Origin of the sequence: Sporofaciens sp. JLR.KK001, from assembly GCF_036941055.1 — a bacterium.
In the GTDB taxonomy this organism is placed as follows: domain Bacteria; phylum Bacillota; class Clostridia; order Lachnospirales; family Lachnospiraceae; genus Sporofaciens.
The window spans coordinates 3,652,826-3,670,671 of sequence record NZ_JAYMNO010000001.1 but is presented as its reverse complement, the minus strand read 5'-3'; the positions used below and the strand labels follow the sequence as shown (position 1 = coordinate 3,670,671).

Sequence of the window (17,846 nt, the reverse complement as noted above, 5' to 3'; positions counted from 1 at the left end):
ACAGAGGAGGGAATCGGAATGGGAACATATATTACAGTGGGTATCATATTACTCGGTGCTTCAGCGCTATGCTACAGTCTGCTGCCGTCAGCCGGTCTCAAATACCTATGGAAACAGAAGAGCAGGCAGAGAGCAAGAGGCGGCAGTGCGGACCGCAGGCTGTATCTCACATTCGACGACGGGCCAAGCAGGGCGTATACCGGAGAGCTATTATGCCTGTTGAAGCAGTATCAGATCAAGGCTAGCTTCTTCGTAGTTGCAGAATTTGCCGGGAAGAATCCGGATCTGATCGAATGGATGGAAGAAGAAGGGCATCTTGTGGGAATCCACTCCGTACAGCATAAGAATGCACTGTTCCGCGGAAGACGTTTCATCTGTGAGGATCTGAGGGAATCTGTTGAGACATTGGAGAAAATGGGTCTGAATATCCGATACTATCGGCCGCCATGGGGGCATCTGAATCTGTGGACCCTGTTCTATATCAGGAATCAGAAGCTTAAGCTGATCCTGTGGGATGTGATGGCAAACGACTGGTCGGCCAGGGAGACGGCCAAGTCTATCAAGGAGAAGCTGTTGAGGCGGGTGTTCCCGGGAGCGGTTGTGTGTCTTCACGACGGAAGAGGGGCGGCCGGGGCGCCGGAAAGAACCATAGAAGCGCTGAAAGAATCGATTCCGCTCCTTCTGGAGCAGGGATATTCCTTTGAAAGGATGGACGCCTATGAATGCTAATATTTCCATGCAGAAAATGGTCAGGTGCGGCGCGGGCTTTCTTGTGTTTGCAGCGGCTGTATTATTCCTACTGCTTCGCGGGACAGATATCGGGACGGTCGCGGATGCTCTGGCCGAAACTTCATTGCCGTATCTCATTGCGGGAATTCTGATGGCAGAGGTATTCCATCTGTCAGAAGGGATCAATTTACGGATCCTGCTCCGTTCCTTTGGGTATCCGGTTACATTCTGGCAGGGAATGAAATATGCATATATAGGCTTCTTCTTCAGCTCCATTACCCCGTCTTCCACAGGAGGTCAGCCGGCGCAGTTATATGCGATGAAAAAGGACGGAATCGAGATCGCGCACGGAACACTGGCGCTCATTGCGGAGCTGACGAGCTTCCAGATTGCGGTATTCTTCATGGAGATCATGGCTGTCAGGGCAGTTCTTATGGGCTGGATCCGTCCAAGCGGAGAACTTATGGTACTTGCAGGACTAGGATTCCTTCTGAACATTCTGTTTATTGCAGGTCTTTTGTCGGTCATGTTCTCCCGCAAGCTGAAAGACAGGCTTCTTAAGTGGCTCTATAGAGTAATCGACCGGGTTCCGGTAAAGGATAAGAAGAGATGGAAGAAGAAAATGGACGGGGCGTTCTGTGATTTTCAAGAATGTGCAGAACTGATCCGAAGAGACCCCAAAGCCATGTGCAAGGTCATTTTGGTCAGTCTGTGTCAGGTAGTCAGTTGGTTCAGTGTTCCCTTCATGGTATCTCTTGCCATGGGCGAGCGCGGGACCGGATATCCGCAGATCTTCCTGCTTCAGACCGTACTCTTCATGACAACGGCGCTGCTGCCATTCCCGGGAGCGGCAGGAATCAGCGAATACGCGTTCGTCAGACTGTTCTCCGGCGTATTTACGAAGCATCCCATGGCAGTGGCGACTCTGGTGAACAGAGGGATCAGTTTCTATTGCCTGCTTGGGGTCAGTGCAGTGATGACAGCCGTCTTATGGAAATACAAAGGCACAACTTGTCGAAATATGTCTAACAGTAATTCTTGCAATTCTTCTTCCTATCTATTAAGATAAAATATACACAGCGGATGGATCGATTCTCCTATATCCGGGAGAATCCATTCCGCGTTTTCCAGACGGTAGATTTTCTATCGTTATCAGGCCGGATCGGCCAAGTATCAGCAATCAGAGCCAATATTTCAAGGAGTAAATGATGTCATTCAGTACAATTTTATCTGCGGCCATTCAAGGGCTGCATGTGGATATGATCCATGTGGAGGCAGATGTAAGCAACGGCCTGCCCGTGTTCCATATGGTAGGCTATCTCTCCTCGGAGGTCAGGGAGGCTTCCGAACGCGTAAGAACCGCGATCCATAATTCCGGTTTCCAGATCCCGGCGAAGAAGATGGTCGTTAATCTGGCTCCGGCAACCGTCAGGAAGAAGGGATCATCCTTCGATCTTCCGATCGCGCTGGCAATCCTGTCTTCCATGGGGGTATTTCCGGGGGAGCAGCTTAAGGAGACGCTGGTGATCGGGGAATTGAGCCTTGACGGAAGCATCAAAGAGGTGCCGGGAATCCTTCCGATCGTGATGCAGGCCAAGGAAGAAGGGTGCAGAAGATGTATCATCCCCAGGCAGAATGTACGGGAGGGCGCATTGATCAGGGGAATGGAGATCATAGGCGCGGCGCATCTTAAGGAGATTTGCCGGTATCTGAATCAGGAAGAAGAACTGGAAGCCATAACGGGAGGAATGCAGGAAGGAATGCAGGATGTACAGGAGAAGGAAGCCCTGGATTACAGCGATATCAAGGGACAGGAGGCAGTGAAGCGCGCCATGGAGGTTGCGGTGGCAGGAGGCCATAATCTGCTTCTTATAGGGCCGCCCGGAAGCGGGAAGTCCATGATGGCAAGGCGGGTACCGACGATACTTCCGCCGCCGGCACTGGAAGAGAGCATTGAGATCACGAAGATCTACAGCATCCTTGGTATGGTAGACAAGGAGCGCCCGCTGATAACGGGCAGACCGTTTCGCAGCGTCCATCATACGGTGACGAAGACGGCGCTTGCCGGGGGAGGGATGATCCCGGTGCCGGGGGAGATCAGCCTGGCGCACGGAGGAGTATTATTTCTGGATGAACTGACAGAGTTCCAGAAGCCGGTGCTGGAGGTGTTAAGACAGCCGCTTGAGGAACGGCAGATCAGGATCACAAGAGCCCTGGGGAACTTCGTATTTCCGGCGGATTTCATTCTGATCTGCGCTATGAATCCCTGTCCGTGCGGTAATTATCCGGATTATAACAGGTGTACCTGCACGCCGGTGAAGATCCAGCAATATCTAAGCAGGATCAGCCAGCCGTTCCTGGATCGGATCGATATCTGTGTGGAAGCGCCAAGACTCCAATATGAGGCGCTTACAGACGGGGGAGGGCAGGAGAGCTCTGCGAAGATCCGGGGCAGGGTATGCGCGGCGCGGAAGGTACAGCAGAAGAGGTATGAGGGCAGGAGGATTCTTACGAATTCCGTGCTGGGGGTAAATGAACTGAAGGAATTCTGTCATCTGGGAAAGGATGAAGAATCATTGATGCGTCAGGCATTTGGAGCTCTCGGACTCACGGCGAGGACCTATCATAAGATATTGAAGGTGGCAAGGACGATCGCCGATCTGGACGGGAGTGAGAGAATCCGGGAGCAGCATTTGAAAGAAGCGATCGGATATCGGACGATAGACAAGAAGTACTGGAGGTGACAGGAAGTGAGATATGAATACTGGCTTGCGGCAATTCCCATATTGACAGACCGGAAAAAAAGATTGCTCAGAGAAGAATACGGAGACGCCAAAGCCGTATATTATATAGAAGAAATACAGCTCAGGTTTCTGGATTATATCGAAGAAAGGGAAGTTGAGGCGATTCTTCGGGCCAAAAAGACCAAAGATGTCGAGAAGGAATGGGAGCTGCTGGCAGATCAGAATATCCGGTTTGTTCCGTATTATGACGGAGAATATCCAGAACGGCTCTTGCAGACGGCAGATCCGCCCTACGCGCTGTATGTGAAAGGCAGTCTTCCCAGACAGGAGAGCGCGTCCGTTGCAATCGTGGGCGCAAGGAAATGCACGTCCTACGGGGAGCAGATGGCGCTTGAGTATGGGGAATATCTGGCATCGAAAGGTGTACAGATCATAAGCGGCATGGCAAAAGGGATCGACGGGGCAGGACAGAGAGGCGCGTTAAACGGAAGAGGGAGGACTTACGGAATACTGGGGTGCGGCGTGGATATCTGCTATCCAAGGGAACATATCGGCCTGTATATGGATATTCAGGCGTCCGGTGGGGTGATCTCTGAGAAGCCGCCCGGATGCCCGCCGCTTCCCATGTATTTTCCTGCAAGGAACAGGATTATCAGCGGTTTATCGGATGTGTTGTTAGTGATCGAGGCAAGACAGAGGAGCGGTTCGCTTATTACGGCGGATCTGGCGCTGGAACAGGGAAGGGACGTATATGCGCTGCCGGGTCCTGTGACCAGCCAGTTAAGCATAGGGTGTCATCAGTTGATCCGGCAGGGTGCGGGAATCCTGATTTCGCCGGAAGAATTGCTTGCGGATCTGGGGATCGGAGACATGAGCGCAGAGCATAAAGCAGAACAAAAATCTGACAAAATTAAAAAAACGCTTGAAAATCACGAAAATGTGGTGTATAGTTGTCTCGATTTGTTCCCGAAGGGGTTGGATCAGTTGACGGCAGAGACGGGCCTTGGCGCCCGTGAATTGTTAGACGGACTGATCTCGCTGGAATTGAAAGGATATATACGGGAAATATCGAAGAATTACTATATCAGAGTCCGATATGAGGACAAATGCTAGTTATATGGAGGAAGCAAGGTTATGGCACGCTATCTTGTAATCGTGGAGTCACCAGCTAAGGTGAAGACAATTAAGAAATTTTTAGGAAGTAATTATGTGGTTACCGCATCCAACGGACATGTAAGAGACTTGCCTAAGAGTCAGCTTGGGGTCGATGTGGAGCATGATTATGAGCCGAAGTACATCACGATCCGTGGGAAGGGAGATATCCTTGCCGGACTCCGCAAGGAAGTGAAGAAAGCGGATAAAGTCTATCTTGCAACTGACCCGGACCGCGAGGGAGAGGCGATATCGTGGCATTTAAGCCAGGCGCTTAAGTTAGAGGGGAAGAAGACTTACCGCATCAGTTTCAACGAAATTACGAAGAATGCGGTAAAGGCATCCCTGAAGAACGCAAGAGAGATCGATATGGATCTTGTAGACGCCCAGCAGGCGCGCAGGATCTTAGACAGAGTTGTGGGATACAGGATCAGCCCGCTTCTGTGGGCGAAGGTAAAGAGGGGCTTAAGCGCGGGCCGGGTACAGTCGGTGGCGCTTCGGATCATTGCGGACAGGGAAGAAGAGATCAATACGTTCATACCGGAGGAATACTGGTCGCTGGATGCGAAGCTTAAGGTAGATGGCGAGAGGAAGCTTCTGACCGCCAAATTCTACGGCACAGATAAGAAGATGACGATCCATTCCAAAGAGGAGTTGGATGAGATCCTGAAAGAAGTGGAGTCGGCAGAATATACGGTGGAGGAGATCAAGAAGAGCGAGAGGACGAAGAAGGCCCCGGTGCCTTTTACAACCAGTACACTGCAGCAGGAGGCGTCCAAGGCGCTGAATTTCGCTACCGCGAAGACGATGCGGATCGCACAGCAGCTCTATGAAGGAATTGATATCAAGGGAAATGGGACCGTGGGGCTTATAACCTATCTGCGTACCGATTCCACCAGAGTTTCCGAGGAAGCAGACGCGAATGTGCGGGGATATATCGCAGCCAGTTACGGAGAGGAATATGTGGCGGTAAGCGAGGGTAAGGGCAAGGATAACAATAAGAATATCCAGGATGCCCATGAAGCGATCCGTCCCACGGATGTGAGCCGTAGCCCGGCAGCAGTGAAGGATTCCTTAAGCAGAGACCAGTTCCGCCTGTATCAGTTGGTGTGGAAGCGTTTTGTCGCCAGCAGGATGCAGCCTGCCAGGTACGAGACGACCTCCGTCAGAATCGCGGCAGGAAAGTATCGGTTCACGGTAGCGGCATCCAAGATCGTGTTCGATGGTTTCCGGACCGTATACACCGAGGCAGGAGAAGAGAAGGAAGAGAACAATGTGCTGATGAAGGGGCTTGATAAGAGTTCCAGGCTTACGAAGGCAGACTTCGATACCAAGCAGCATTTTACACAGCCGCCGGCACATTATACGGAAGCAGCCCTGGTCAAGACATTGGAGGAATTGGGGATCGGGCGTCCAAGTACCTACGCGCCTACCATCTCCACCATCATTGCCAGGCGTTACGTGGCGAAGGAGAATAAGAACCTGTATCTGACAGAGATCGGAGAGGTGGTTAATCACATTATGCTTCAGTCCTTCCCCAGCATTGTGGATGTGAATTTTACGGCCAATATGGAGAGCCTGCTGGACGGCGTCGCCGAAGGGAAGGTCCACTGGAAGACGATCATAGAGAACTTTTATCCGGATCTTGAGGCAGCGGTAGAGAAGGCGGAAGAAGAGCAGGAGCAGGTGAAGATCGAGGATGAGGTCACAGATGTGATCTGCGACCAGTGCGGACGGAATATGGTCATCAAATACGGGCCCCACGGGCGTTTCCTTGCCTGTCCGGGATTCCCTGAGTGCAGGAACACGAAGCCGTATCTCGAGAAGATCGGGGTCGCCTGTCCGGTGTGCGGCAAGGACGTGGTGATACGCAAGACGAAGAAAGGAAGAAAGTATTACGGATGCGAGGATAATCCGGAATGTGAATTTATGTCCTGGCAGAAGCCTTCAACGAAGAAGTGTCCGCGGTGCGGCAGCTATATGGTGGAGAAGGGCAGTAAGCTTCTCTGCGGCGATGAGAAATGTGGTTATGTAGAGAATATGGAGAAAAAAGAGAAATAGGAATAAAATATTTACGAAATTAATTGAAAAAAAAGAAATTGTATGATAATATTACTTCCAAAGGACGGAGGATTGCCAATGAGTGTACAATTATTAGATAAAACCAGAAAAATCAATAAATTACTGCACAATAACAATTCAAGTAAGGTAGTATTTACTGATATCTGCGAGGTACTTACTGAGATCTTGGATTCCAATGTGCTTGTTGTCAGTAAGAAGGGGAAGGTGCTGGGCGGAAGCAAGTGTGATGCGGTACCTTATATCCGGGAGCTGATCGAACAGGAGGTTGGCCGGCATATTGACGGTATGCTGAATGAACGGCTGTTAAGTATCCTGTCCACGAAGGAGAATGTGAATCTGCAGACATTAGGCTTCTCAGAGGAGGCTGTTGCGGGATATCAGGCGATCATTACGCCGATTGATATCGCAGGCGAGCGTCTCGGCACATTATTTATCTACAAGAAGGAACAGATGTATGAGATTGATGATATCATACTGAGCGAATATGGGACGACGGTTGTGGGCTTAGAGATGCTCCGGTCCGTGAATGAGGAGAACGCGGAGGAGACCAGGAAGGAGCATATCGTGCAGTCGGCGATCAGTACCCTGTCCTATTCAGAGCTAGAGGCGATCATCCATATTTTTGAAGAATTAGACGGGACGGAAGGGATCCTTGTTGCCAGCAAGATTGCCGACAGAGTAGGGATCACCAGGTCGGTCATTGTCAACGCCCTCAGGAAGTTTGAGAGTGCGGGCGTTATTGAGTCGCGTTCTTCCGGTATGAAGGGAACCTATATTAAGGTTGTGAATGATTATGTATTCACTGAATTGGAGCATATCAAGGCAGAGCGTATGAAATGATCTGTAACAATAAGGGTATCGGGGAACTGATACCCTTATCTGTGATTGGAGAGCAGAAGGGAATGTGACAGCATGTATGAGGGATGCCGGGCGGATATCAGAATGAACCGTATGGTACTCAAAGAAGGCAGGTTTGATGAGAAAGTCCATCGCTGCAGTATTATCACGTATAAGCCGGAAGAAGAAAGCATATACTTGATAGCGGAGGATACGGATATTACGGAATTTTCACTGGACGGGAACTATGAGTGCAGGATCGACACACCGGAAGGTGAGATGGCGTGTATGGGCGCCGTTGTGGAGAGGTATTGGAATAAGTCTGGGAAGGTACTTAAGTTTAAGATCAAGAATGGATTTTATAAAAATCTTGTAAACTAAATATAAAGTGTGTTGACAAAGTCGGAAGAGAGTGCTATTTTATATCTAGAGTCTTTTAGCACTCTCTTTTTATGAGTGCTAACAAAATTGTAATTATTAAAGGAGGCATAAATTTATGAAGTTAGTACCATTAGGAGACAGAGTTGTATTAAAGCAGTTGGTTGCAGAGGAAACCACGAAGTCAGGGATCGTGATTCCCGGACAGTCCAAGGAAAAGCCGCAGCAGGCAGAGGTTATCGCTGTTGGGCCGGGCGGAACCGTAGACGGCAAGGAAGTGAAGATGAATGTAGCAGTCGGACAGCAGGTGATCTATTCCAAATATTCTGGAACAACCGTAGAGATCGATGATGAAGAATATATCATCGTAAAGCAGGATGACATTCTTGCAATCTGCGAGTAGACGTCTGACCATCATGATTTAGAATATTACAGATAGAAGATACAGTTAGATCATTCAATAATTTAGATTATAGGAGGCATAATAATTATGGCAAAGGAGATCAAATACGGCGCAGAGGCAAGAAGCGCACTTGAATCAGGAGTAAATCAACTGGCAGATACAGTCAGGGTAACACTTGGACCTAAGGGACGCAACGTTGTCCTGGACAAATCTTTCGGCGCACCGCTTATCACGAATGACGGTGTGACGATCGCGAAAGAGATCGAGCTTGAGGATGCATTTGAGAACATGGGTGCACAGCTTATCAAGGAAGTTGCATCTAAGACCAATGATGTTGCCGGTGACGGAACAACGACAGCGACAGTTCTTGCACAGGCTATGGTGCATGAGGGTATGAAGAATCTGGCGGCAGGCGCGAACCCGATCATCCTGCGCAAGGGTATGAAGAAGGCTACAGATACGGCTGTAGATGCGATCGCGAAGATGTCAAGCAAGTTGAAAGATAAGGATCAGATTGCAAGAGTTGCTGCGATCTCTGCAGGTGATGACGAAGTGGGCGAGATGGTTGCAGACGCGATGGAGAAGGTTTCTAATGACGGAGTTATCACGATCGAAGAATCCAAGACCATGAAGACAGAGCTTGACCTGGTAGAAGGTATGCAGTTTGACCGCGGATATGTATCTGCGTATATGGCTACGGATATGGATAAGATGGAAGCAATCTTAGAGGATCCGTATATCCTGATCACAGACAAGAAAATCTCCAATATCCAGGACATTCTTCCGCTGTTAGAGCAGATCGTACAGTCCGGTGCAAGACTGCTGATCATCGCTGAGGACGTAGAGGGCGAGGCGCTCACCACATTGATCGTGAACAAGCTGCGCGGCACATTTAACGTAGCGGCAGTTAAAGCGCCTGGATACGGTGACAGAAGGAAAGAGATGCTTAAGGATATCGCGATCCTGACAGGCGGCCAGGTAGTATCAGACGAACTTGGAATGGATCTTAAGGAGACGACCATGGATCAGCTTGGACGTGCGAAGTCTGTGAAGATCCAGAAGGAGAACACCGTGATCGTTGACGGTCTGGGAGATAAGAAAGAGATCTCTGACCGTGTAGCGCAGATTAAGATGCAGATCGAAGAGACTACTTCTGATTTCGATAGAGAGAAGCTTCAGGAGAGGCTTGCGAAGCTGGCAGGCGGCGTAGCCGTGATTCGTGTAGGCGCGGCAACCGAGACAGAGATGAAGGAAGCGAAGCTTCGTATGGAAGATGCTCTTGCAGCTACAAGAGCGGCAGTAGAAGAGGGTATCATCGCCGGAGGCGGTTCTGCGTATATCCATGCTGCGAAGGAAGTTGCTAAACTTGCAGAAGAGCTTAACGGAGATGAGAAGACCGGCGCCAACGTAGTATTGAAGGCTCTGGAATCCCCGCTGTTCCACATTGCAGCCAACGCAGGCCTGGAAGGCTCCGTTATCATCAACAAGGTGAAAGAGTCTGCTCCTGGTTCAGGATTCGATGTGCTGACAGAGAATTATGTAGATATGGTTGAGAGCGGAATCCTTGATCCTGCTAAGGTTACAAGAAGCGCTCTGCAGAACGCGACAAGCGTTGCTTCTACATTGCTGACGACAGAATCTGTTGTTGCCAATATCAAGGAAGAGACTCCTGCAATGCCGGCAGGCGCAGGCGGCGGAATGGGTATGATGTAAGAATCATTAATTTTTTGAAAACTCCTCATATGAGGAGTTTTCTTTTACCCCTAAAGTATGATACAATACATATAAATCATCATACAGGGTACCGGGATGAATAATCCGGCCTAATAAAGAGTACGGAGGAGTAGAAGATGAATGATTACTATACAGAACAGATGGTGAAGAAGCAGACGGATATGAAGGACATTGTGATCAAGGCGGTACTGGTGGCGGCGACGATCGTTTCGTTTCTGGCTATTATGATGTTTCCGGGGATCATTATCCTGCCGGTTATTATGATCGCGCTTGACGTGTTCATATTTGGGCGGCTTAAGGTGGAGTATGAATATCTGTTCGTGAACGGTGACCTGGATATTGATAAGATCATGAACAAGGCGAAGAGGAAGAAGCAGTTCTCCATGAATGTAGCGGATATGGATCTGCTCGCGCCGGCAGATGCCGCAGAACTTCATCAGTATCAGAACGCGAGGACTTATGACTTCAGCTCCAGGACAGGACAGGCTAAGCTGTATGCGCTGATCGTGTCGGGACAGGGGGAGAAGAAGAAGATCATATTCGAGCCGAATGATACGATTATTGAAGGATTCTATATGCTTGCGCCAAGGAAGGTAATCCGCCGTGACAGTTCAGACAGGTCTGCGCATTCACTGCGCTGACCGTGTCATAGAGTAGAGCCTGAAAGCATACGGCCCATCGCGAAGCGATTTTTAATGGCCGGATGCCTGTAACAGTGAAGGTATCTGAACTGTTACAATCCGCTGTTAAAGATATGAGAAAAGCCTAAGAAAATAGTTGACAAGTGGTATCATAATTGGTTATTATAGCAGTTAAATATATTGTCGGCAGGTTGCCGAACCAATTCAAACAGAGAAAGAGAGGAATGATGATCATGGGAAAGATAATCGGAGAAGGAATTACATTTGATGATGTTCTTTTGGTGCCGGCTTATTCAGAGGTGGTGCCGAACCAGGTAGATTTGTCAACGAATTTAACGAGAAGCATCAGACTGAATATACCGATGATGAGTGCCGGGATGGATACGGTTACGGAACACCGGATGGCGATCGCCATGGCACGTCAGGGGGGTATCGGTATTATTCATAAGAATATGTCTATCGAGGCTCAGGCAGAAGAGGTAGATAAGGTGAAGCGTTCTGAGAATGGCGTCATTACGGATCCATTCTATCTGTCGCCGGAGAATACTCTGGAGGATGCCAACAATCTGATGGGGAAGTTCAGGATTTCAGGCGTTCCGGTTACAGAGAACGGGAAGCTGGTAGGTATTATTACGAACCGTGATTTAAAATTCGAAGAAGATTTCTCTAAGAAGATCAAGGAGTCGATGACTTCCGAAGGTCTGATCACTGCCCGTGAGGGTATTACTCTGGAGGAGGCGAAGACGATCCTTGCGAAGGCAAGGAAGGAGAAGCTTCCGATCGTAGATAAGGATTTCAACTTAAAAGGCCTGATTACTATCAAGGATATTGAGAAGCAGATCAAGTATCCGCTGTCAGCCAAGGATTCGCAGGGGAGGCTGCTCTGCGGTGCGGCGATCGGTATCACTGCCAATTGTCTGGACAGGGCGAAGGAGCTTGTGGATGCGAAGGTGGATGTAGTTGTGATGGATTCTGCACACGGACATTCTGCCAATGTGATCCGAACCGTGGATATGATAAAGTCCAAGTTCCCCGAACTCCAGGTGATTGCCGGCAATGTGGCAACGGGCGAAGCTGCAGAGGCGCTGATCAAGGCAGGCGTAGATGCCGTGAAGGTAGGGATCGGACCAGGTTCTATCTGTACGACACGTATCGTGGCGGGTATCGGTGTCCCGCAGATCACCGCAGTCATGGATTGTTATGAGGTGGCAGATAAGTATGGAATACCGATTATTGCAGACGGCGGGATTAAGTATTCCGGTGATATGACCAAGGCAATTGCAGCCGGAGCGAATGTCTGCATGATGGGAAGTATCTTCGCAGGATGTGATGAGAGTCCTGGAACATTCGAACTGTTCCAGGGAAGGAAATACAAGGTATATCGCGGCATGGGTTCTATCGCGGCGATGGAGAACGGAAGCAAGGACCGCTATTTCCAGACTGATGCGAAGAAGCTGGTTCCGGAAGGCGTAGAAGGACGCGTTGCCTATAAGGGTACGGTTGAGGATACCGTATTCCAGTTGATGGGAGGACTCAGATCCGGTATGGGTTACTGCGGCGCACATACGGTGGAAGAGCTTAAGGAGAACGGAAGATTCGTGAAGATCTCTGCTGCTTCTCTTAAGGAGAGCCATCCTCATGATATACATATCACCAAAGAGGCGCCGAACTACAGTGTTGACGAATAAGAACGGCAGATTTATGAGAGAGGTTTAAGAGATGAGAAGTGATTTCGGAACGACGTCTAAGGGCGAGAAGGCAGCATTATATACCCTGAAGAACAGTAACGGTATGGAAGCGGCAGTGTCAGACTACGGCGCTGTGCTGGTGAAGGTACTGGTCCCGGACCGGGAGGGGAAGCTTAGGGATGTGGTGCTTGGATATGATGATGTGAGCGGTTATGAAGCCGGAACCCTGTATTTCGGTGAGACAGTGGGGAGAGTGGCGAATCGTATCGGCGGCGGCAGCTTTGAATTGAACGGCAGGACTTATGGGCTTACACAGAATGACGGTTCCAATACCCTGCACGGCGGCAGGGATTATTATGGGAAGAGGATGTGGACGGCAGAAGAAGCGGATGACAGTCATGTAACTTTTATGCTGCGCAGTACTGACGGCGATCAGGGGTTCCCGGGGGCGTCGGACATCCGCGTGACCTATACGCTGACGCAGGAGAATGAGGTGAAGATACATTATCATGCGGTGCCGGAAGCAGATACGCTTTTGAATCTCACGAACCACAGTTATTTTAACCTGTCCGGGCATGCGTCAGGTCTGGCGTTAGATCAGGAGGTTATGATCAATGCCGATGCCTATACAGAAGCGGATGCACAGTCTATACCGACTGGAAATGTGATTCCTGTAGAAGGGACGCCTATGGATTTCCGGAAGGCGAAGACGGTAGGACAGGAGATTGAGTCGGATTACGAGGCACTGATCTTCGGCCAGGGCTATGACCATAACTGGGTACTGAACGGGAGCGGATACCGTCAGGCCGCGTCCATGTATTCGAAGAAGACAGGGATTGAGATGAAGGTATATACAGATCTTCCCGGCATGCAGTTCTATACGGGCAACTTTATCGTAGAGGAAGCAGGTAAGGAAGGAGCCGTCTATAAGAAACGTCAGGCCGTATGCTTTGAGTCTCAGTATTTTCCAGATGCGGTGCATAAGGAACGGTTTGCCGGTCCTGTGGTGCGGGCCGGTGAGGTCTATGATACTACTACGGTCTATCAGTTTGGACGGAGATAAGATATGTGCATAATACCCTCAGTGTACAGGGAATCCGGGCAGTCTGCCGGGGTTCCGGTATGCTGGGGGTATCTCGATATGATAAAGAGGTCATCAAACAGACGTCTGATGGCATATTATGTTACTGTCAGAATACAAAACGGAGAAAGTCATGAAGAAAAAGAAGAAAAAGAGCCAGAAAAAGAAAAGAATCCAATTATATCTGCGTGCAGGGCTGGCCCTATTGATCGTTGCGTTGGTGATATTGATACTGATCAAGATATTCAAACCTTCCTGGCTTACCAACAAATATTTTGAGAAGACAGGAGAGAAGATCGAAGCGGTAGAACCGGAAATCGATGTGGAGCTTCTGACGGTGAACCCTTATTCAAGACCGGGTACGCCTACGGAGAAGATTACCGGTATTGTCGTTCATTATACGGCGAATCCGGGGTCGGATGCCATAGATAACCGGAATTATTTTGAGAGCTTAAAGGATGGCCATGACACCCAGGTGAGCAGTAATTTCGTTGTCGGCCTGAACGGCGAGATCGTGCAGTGTGTTCCGACCTGGGAGGTAGCTTATGCCTCGAACAGCCGTAATATAGATACGGTATCCATAGAATGCTGCCACCCGGATGAGACGGGGAAATTCAACGACGCGACCTACACATCCATGGTTCAGTTATGTGCGTGGCTGTGTATGAAATTTGACCTGAATGAAGACAATGTGATCCGGCACTATGATGTGACGGGGAAGATATGCCCCAAATATTTTGTCGAGGACGAAGAGGCGTGGAAGAAATTCCGGGAAGACGTGGGAAAGACGCTGGCAGATTTTAAGGACAATAAATAAAAGACGAAACGGACAGGAGAGAACAAGATGGGCGGATTTGACTATAACATTGTGTTGATCGGTTTCATGGGAACCGGCAAATCCACGGTTTCAGAATACTTGAGCGCCAGGTTTGCGATGAGGACCGTAGAGATGGATCAGGTGATCGCAGAGCGCGAGAAGATGAGCATCCCGGAGATCTTTGCTGTACATGGGGAAGAGTATTTCCGGGATCTGGAGACGGGACTGCTGGTTGAGATGCAATCCCACAAGAATACGGTAATCTCCTGCGGAGGAGGAGCGGCCCTGCGGGAGAAGAATGTTGTACAGATGAAGAAGAACGGGAAGGTGGTGCTCCTTACCGCAAGCCCGGAGACGGTCTATGAGCGTGTGAAGAACAGTGAAGGCAGACCGGTATTGGACGGAAGGAAGAATGTAAAGGGAATCTTGGAGTTGATGGAGCAGCGGCGGGACAGATATGAGGCTGCTGCGGACATCGTGGTCAATACGGATAATAAGACGGTGCCCCAGGTTTGTGAGGAGCTTGTGCAGCGTCTGATGGAGATAGAAGAGTAATGTTTGATATGTTTTTTCCAGACAGATATGTGGCGTCCACATATGTGATTGATTTTGAACAATTATACGAGGAAGGATACAGGGGGCTGATCTTTGATATCGATAATACGTTAGTGCCCCACGGAGCGCCGGCGGACAAGAGGGCGACAGCTCTATTTGACCGGCTTAAGAGTATCGGTTTTCGATGCTGCCTGATCTCGAACAATCAGGAGCCAAGGGTGAAGATGTTCAACCAGGATATCGGGGTGGATTATGTCTATAACGCCCACAAGCCGTCCACGAAGAATTATGTGAAGGCCATGGAGATTATGGGGACAGACAAGGAGAATTCCCTGTTTATCGGCGATCAGCTTTTTACGGATGTGTGGGGGGCGAAGCGGGCAGGGATCCGCAATATCCTTGTGAAGCCGATCCATCCCAAAGAAGAGATCCAGATCGTGTTGAAGCGTTATCTGGAGAGGGTTGTGCTGCATTTCTATAAAAAGAACCTGAAAAAGGGTAATCGCCGTTAGTCGATTACCCGAATGGTCTTGATCACAGGCTGGTCACCGGCGTCTACCGTTCCGTTGTCATCCTGTACCGGTGTGTTCTCGCAGATCTGGTCTACGATCTCTATACCGGAGGTTACATGCCCAAAGGCAGCATAGTCCCCGTCAAGATGAGGGCTGTCCTGATGCATGATGAAGAACTGGGATGATGCGCTGTCGGGATTCTGGGATCTGGCCATGGAGATGACGCCCCGTTCGTGGGCGATGTTATTCTCTACGCCGTTGCTTGAGAATTCACCCTTGATCTCTGTGTCAGATCCGCCGGTCCCATTGCCCAGAGGGTCGCCGCCCTGGATCATAAATCCGCTGATGATACGGTGGAAAGTAAGCCCGTCATAGAATCCTTCTTTGGCAAGGGTTACAAAGTTGGTGACCGAGACGGGAGCGGTATCGGCATCAAGCTCAAGGGAGATGGTGCCATAATCGTTGATCTCGATCTCAGCGTGGTGCAGGCCGCTTAGAAGGTCTTCCTTGTGATCGGCCGTCTCATCGCCGGAATGATCGGAAGCTTCGTCCGATACCTGACCGGATGTGTTCTCTTCGGCCGCGTCCTCGGATTTCTTGCCCGAACCGCATCCGGTGATGACAGCGGCAAGAAGGGCTGTACATAGAAGAAATAAGGTTGCTTTTTTCATAATCATGCCTCCAGAAAATATAATTTTTGTTAGATTACATACTCATTTATTGTAGAATGTATCATGCAGAAATGTCAAATGAATTTTTGTGAAGAAAAAAAGGTTGAAAAAAGGCGTAATCTATTATAGAATGAAAAAAGGAAAAATGAATGTATGAATGCGCGTTTGGCGCGGCTAAGGAGGATTTATAGAATGGCAGATGCTTATATTGAGAAGGGTACTACTTACGAGATTGACGGGAAGGTGTATGAATGTCTGGAATTCTTACACGTAAAACCAGGAAAGGGTTCCGCGTTTGTCCGTACGAAGTTAAAAGACGTGATCAACGGCGGTGTAGTTGAGAGGACATTTAATCCGTCGAAGGATGTGCTGAAGAAGGCGTTTATCGAGAGGAAGGAAGTACAATACCTGTATAATGACGGTGACTTGTATTATTTTATGGATATGGAGACTTATGAGCAGACACCGGTGGGCAAAGACGATGTCGGCGACGCTTTGAAGTTTGTGAAGGAGAATGAAGTGGTTTCCATGAAGTCTTATCAGGGGAAGGTATTTGCGATTGAGCCTCCGTTCACAGTTGAGCTTGTGATCACAGAGTCTGAACCGGGAGTGAAGGGGAATACGGCGACAGGCGCGACGAAGCCGGCGATCGTTGAGACAGGCGCTCAGGTTATGGTTCCGCTGTTTGTGGAGCAGGGGGAGAAGATCAAGATTGACACCCGTACCGGACAGTATTTATCCAGAGCATAGTATAACAGATACGAAATATGTCGAAATATGGCATACGAAAAGCCTTGCAATTTCTGCAGGGCTTTTTTATAATGGTTATACCATAATATTTCAATTATATTCTAAATGATTCTAAGGCAGGATTCATGCCGATTTCCATGAGAAAAGACATGCAGCTATTTAAGAAAGGAGAGGAATGACATATTTTCAGTTTATCCATGAGGTAGAAGTTAAGGTGAAGGAAGAAGTAAGGGATGATGTAACGGTATACATACATTCGGCGGTGAAGAACAACGGGACAAAGAGACATGGATTGACGATCGCACAGAAAGGGATCAATATCTTTCCGACGATCTATCTGGAGGAATACTATCAGCAGTTTCAGGGCGGAAGTTCGGTGGAGCATATTGCCGGGGAGATCTTAAGGCTGTACAAGGAAGTACGGTTCCGGCGTTCATTTGAGGGAGAATTTATCAAGGATTATCAGAATGTAAGAAGGAAGATCATCTATCGTCTGGTGAACCGCGAGGCGAATAAGGAACTGTTGAAGGAAGTTCCCTATGAGGAATATCTGGATCTTGCAGTGATCTTCTATGTGCTGATCGAAGTGAATTCACACGGAATGGCGTCTTTGATGATCAGAGATGAGCATCTGGAGATGTGGAATGTAACGAAGAGCGAGATTGCAAGGAAGGCTAAGGAGAATACACCCAGGCTTCTTCCCTATGAATTTGGGACCATGTATGCTCTGATCGAAGAGCTGACAGGTGAGGATGGGGGAAGCTTTGAAGATGTTATGTATGTGATGAGCAACCGGCTCCGCAGTTATGGCGCTGCGGCGATCCTGTACGAGGACAGGCTTGAAGGAATCGGAGATTATCTTAAGGAGAATTACTATGTGCTGCCAAGTAGTGTGCATGAGGTGATCATTGTGCCGGAGAGTGCTGCCCCGGGGTGGGAAGCGCTGAATGCACTTGTGGCGGAAGTGAACGAGACACAGATCGAAGCAGAGGATATTTTGTCAGATCGTGCATATTATTACGACAGAGGGAAGGGAAAATTACTCTTATAAAGGATAAAATAAAAAAAGTGA

General features: G+C 49.1%; 17 protein-coding genes and 1 pseudogene. 17 read left to right on the top strand and 1 reads right to left on the bottom strand.

The window, feature by feature from the left end; genetic code table 11:
- Window positions 1-18: 18 nt before the first annotated feature.
- The 15 genes and pseudogenes from VSQ62_RS18740 to VSQ62_RS18670 all read left to right on the top strand — a co-directional run bounded on the left by VSQ62_RS18740 (window position 19) and on the right by VSQ62_RS18670 (window position 15,353).
- Window positions 19-729, top strand: coding sequence for a polysaccharide deacetylase family protein (locus tag VSQ62_RS18740; RefSeq protein WP_334636281.1), 711 nt, complete (start codon window positions 19-21; stop codon window positions 727-729).
- Window positions 719-1,798, top strand: a complete 1,080-nt coding sequence (locus VSQ62_RS18735) for a lysylphosphatidylglycerol synthase transmembrane domain-containing protein (RefSeq protein WP_334636280.1) — start codon at window positions 719-721, stop codon at window positions 1,796-1,798. Before VSQ62_RS18740 ends, VSQ62_RS18735 begins: the two co-directional genes overlap by 11 nt.
- Before the next feature lie 139 nt (window positions 1,799-1,937).
- Window positions 1,938-3,473 (top strand): YifB family Mg chelatase-like AAA ATPase, encoded by a 1,536-nt coding sequence (locus VSQ62_RS18730; RefSeq protein ID WP_334636279.1) that lies wholly within the window; start codon window positions 1,938-1,940, stop codon window positions 3,471-3,473.
- A gap of 6 nt (window positions 3,474-3,479) precedes the next feature.
- Complete coding sequence (gene dprA, locus VSQ62_RS18725) at window positions 3,480-4,586, top strand: DNA-processing protein DprA (protein ID WP_334636278.1); 1,107 nt, start codon at window positions 3,480-3,482, stop codon at window positions 4,584-4,586.
- Between the two features lie 21 nt (window positions 4,587-4,607).
- The gene (gene topA / locus VSQ62_RS18720; protein WP_334636277.1) at window positions 4,608-6,686 is read left to right on the top strand and encodes a type I DNA topoisomerase; all 2,079 of its coding nucleotides are present in this window, start codon (window positions 4,608-4,610) and stop codon (window positions 6,684-6,686) included.
- 78 nt (window positions 6,687-6,764) lie between these two features.
- A complete protein-coding gene (gene codY, locus VSQ62_RS18715; protein ID WP_334636276.1) occupies window positions 6,765-7,547 on the top strand; it encodes a GTP-sensing pleiotropic transcriptional regulator CodY in 783 nt (260 codons plus the stop codon).
- A 102-nt stretch (window positions 7,548-7,649) separates the two neighbouring features.
- Window positions 7,650-7,925 (top strand): hypothetical protein, encoded by a 276-nt coding sequence (locus tag VSQ62_RS18710; protein ID WP_334636274.1) that lies wholly within the window; start codon window positions 7,650-7,652, stop codon window positions 7,923-7,925.
- A gap of 115 nt (window positions 7,926-8,040) precedes the next feature.
- A complete protein-coding gene (locus tag VSQ62_RS18705) occupies window positions 8,041-8,325 on the top strand; it encodes a co-chaperone GroES (RefSeq protein ID WP_172497559.1) in 285 nt (94 codons plus the stop codon).
- An 87-nt stretch (window positions 8,326-8,412) separates the two neighbouring features.
- Window positions 8,413-10,038, top strand: coding sequence for a chaperonin GroEL (groL, locus tag VSQ62_RS18700; protein WP_334636273.1), 1,626 nt, complete (start codon window positions 8,413-8,415; stop codon window positions 10,036-10,038).
- 137 nt (window positions 10,039-10,175) lie between these two features.
- Window positions 10,176-10,700 (top strand): DUF6106 family protein, encoded by a 525-nt coding sequence (locus tag VSQ62_RS18695; protein ID WP_334636272.1) that lies wholly within the window; start codon window positions 10,176-10,178, stop codon window positions 10,698-10,700.
- 233 nt (window positions 10,701-10,933) lie between these two features.
- Entirely contained in the window at window positions 10,934-12,388 is a 1,455-nt protein-coding gene (gene guaB / locus VSQ62_RS18690) for an IMP dehydrogenase (protein WP_334636271.1), read from the top strand.
- 31 nt (window positions 12,389-12,419) lie between these two features.
- Complete coding sequence (locus VSQ62_RS18685) at window positions 12,420-13,451, top strand: aldose epimerase family protein (RefSeq protein WP_334636270.1); 1,032 nt, start codon at window positions 12,420-12,422, stop codon at window positions 13,449-13,451.
- A 151-nt stretch (window positions 13,452-13,602) separates the two neighbouring features.
- Window positions 13,603-14,286 carry a peptidoglycan recognition protein family protein gene (locus tag VSQ62_RS18680; RefSeq protein WP_334636269.1) on the top strand — a complete coding sequence of 228 codons (684 nt, stop codon included), beginning with the start codon at window positions 13,603-13,605 and terminating at the stop codon, window positions 14,284-14,286.
- 36 nt (window positions 14,287-14,322) lie between these two features.
- Window positions 14,323-14,841 (top strand): annotated as a pseudogene (locus VSQ62_RS18675) (shikimate kinase); the annotation flags it as partial.
- Complete coding sequence (locus VSQ62_RS18670; protein ID WP_334636268.1) at window positions 14,841-15,353, top strand: YqeG family HAD IIIA-type phosphatase; 513 nt, start codon at window positions 14,841-14,843, stop codon at window positions 15,351-15,353. The pseudogene VSQ62_RS18675 and the gene VSQ62_RS18670, both read left to right, overlap by 1 nt.
- Here VSQ62_RS18670 and VSQ62_RS18665 read toward each other — a convergent pair.
- Window positions 15,350-16,024: a peptidylprolyl isomerase gene (locus VSQ62_RS18665; RefSeq protein ID WP_334636266.1), complete on the bottom strand. Its 675-nt coding sequence runs from the start codon at window positions 16,022-16,024 to the stop codon at window positions 15,350-15,352. The genes VSQ62_RS18670 and VSQ62_RS18665 overlap by 4 nt on opposite strands.
- Before the next feature lie 192 nt (window positions 16,025-16,216).
- On the opposite strand from VSQ62_RS18665, the gene efp reads away from it, so the two are divergent.
- Together efp and VSQ62_RS18655 are read left to right on the top strand one after the other, a co-directional pair.
- On the top strand, window positions 16,217-16,774 hold the full coding sequence (gene efp, locus VSQ62_RS18660; protein WP_334636265.1) for an elongation factor P: 558 nt from the start codon (window positions 16,217-16,219) through the stop codon (window positions 16,772-16,774).
- 175 nt (window positions 16,775-16,949) lie between these two features.
- Window positions 16,950-17,825, top strand: coding sequence for a DUF5688 family protein (locus VSQ62_RS18655; protein WP_334636264.1), 876 nt, complete (start codon window positions 16,950-16,952; stop codon window positions 17,823-17,825).
- The last annotated feature ends 21 nt before the right edge of the window (window positions 17,826-17,846 follow it).

What these genes read in the sequence shown, in the direction of transcription:
- VSQ62_RS18740 (WP_334636281.1), top strand. Translation starts at nt 19, where the DNA reads ATGGGAACATATATTACAGTGGGTATCATATTACTCGGTGCTTCAGCG.
- VSQ62_RS18735 (WP_334636280.1), top strand. Translation starts at nt 719, where the DNA reads ATGAATGCTAATATTTCCATGCAGAAAATGGTCAGGTGCGGCGCGGGC.
- VSQ62_RS18730 (WP_334636279.1), top strand. Translation starts at nt 1,938, where the DNA reads ATGTCATTCAGTACAATTTTATCTGCGGCCATTCAAGGGCTGCATGTG.
- topA (WP_334636277.1), top strand. Translation starts at nt 4,608, where the DNA reads ATGGCACGCTATCTTGTAATCGTGGAGTCACCAGCTAAGGTGAAGACA.
- codY (WP_334636276.1), top strand. Translation starts at nt 6,765, where the DNA reads ATGAGTGTACAATTATTAGATAAAACCAGAAAAATCAATAAATTACTG.
- VSQ62_RS18710 (WP_334636274.1), top strand. Translation starts at nt 7,650, where the DNA reads ATGAACCGTATGGTACTCAAAGAAGGCAGGTTTGATGAGAAAGTCCAT.
- VSQ62_RS18705 (WP_172497559.1), top strand. Translation starts at nt 8,041, where the DNA reads ATGAAGTTAGTACCATTAGGAGACAGAGTTGTATTAAAGCAGTTGGTT.
- groL (WP_334636273.1), top strand. Translation starts at nt 8,413, where the DNA reads ATGGCAAAGGAGATCAAATACGGCGCAGAGGCAAGAAGCGCACTTGAA.
- VSQ62_RS18695 (WP_334636272.1), top strand. Translation starts at nt 10,176, where the DNA reads ATGAATGATTACTATACAGAACAGATGGTGAAGAAGCAGACGGATATG.
- guaB (WP_334636271.1), top strand. Translation starts at nt 10,934, where the DNA reads ATGGGAAAGATAATCGGAGAAGGAATTACATTTGATGATGTTCTTTTG.
- VSQ62_RS18685 (WP_334636270.1), top strand. Translation starts at nt 12,420, where the DNA reads ATGAGAAGTGATTTCGGAACGACGTCTAAGGGCGAGAAGGCAGCATTA.
- VSQ62_RS18680 (WP_334636269.1), top strand. Translation starts at nt 13,603, where the DNA reads ATGAAGAAAAAGAAGAAAAAGAGCCAGAAAAAGAAAAGAATCCAATTA.
- VSQ62_RS18670 (WP_334636268.1), top strand. Translation starts at nt 14,841, where the DNA reads ATGTTTGATATGTTTTTTCCAGACAGATATGTGGCGTCCACATATGTG.
- VSQ62_RS18665 (WP_334636266.1), bottom strand. Translation starts at nt 16,024, where the DNA reads ATGAAAAAAGCAACCTTATTTCTTCTATGTACAGCCCTTCTTGCCGCT.
- efp (WP_334636265.1), top strand. Translation starts at nt 16,217, where the DNA reads ATGGCAGATGCTTATATTGAGAAGGGTACTACTTACGAGATTGACGGG.
- VSQ62_RS18655 (WP_334636264.1), top strand. Translation starts at nt 16,950, where the DNA reads ATGACATATTTTCAGTTTATCCATGAGGTAGAAGTTAAGGTGAAGGAA.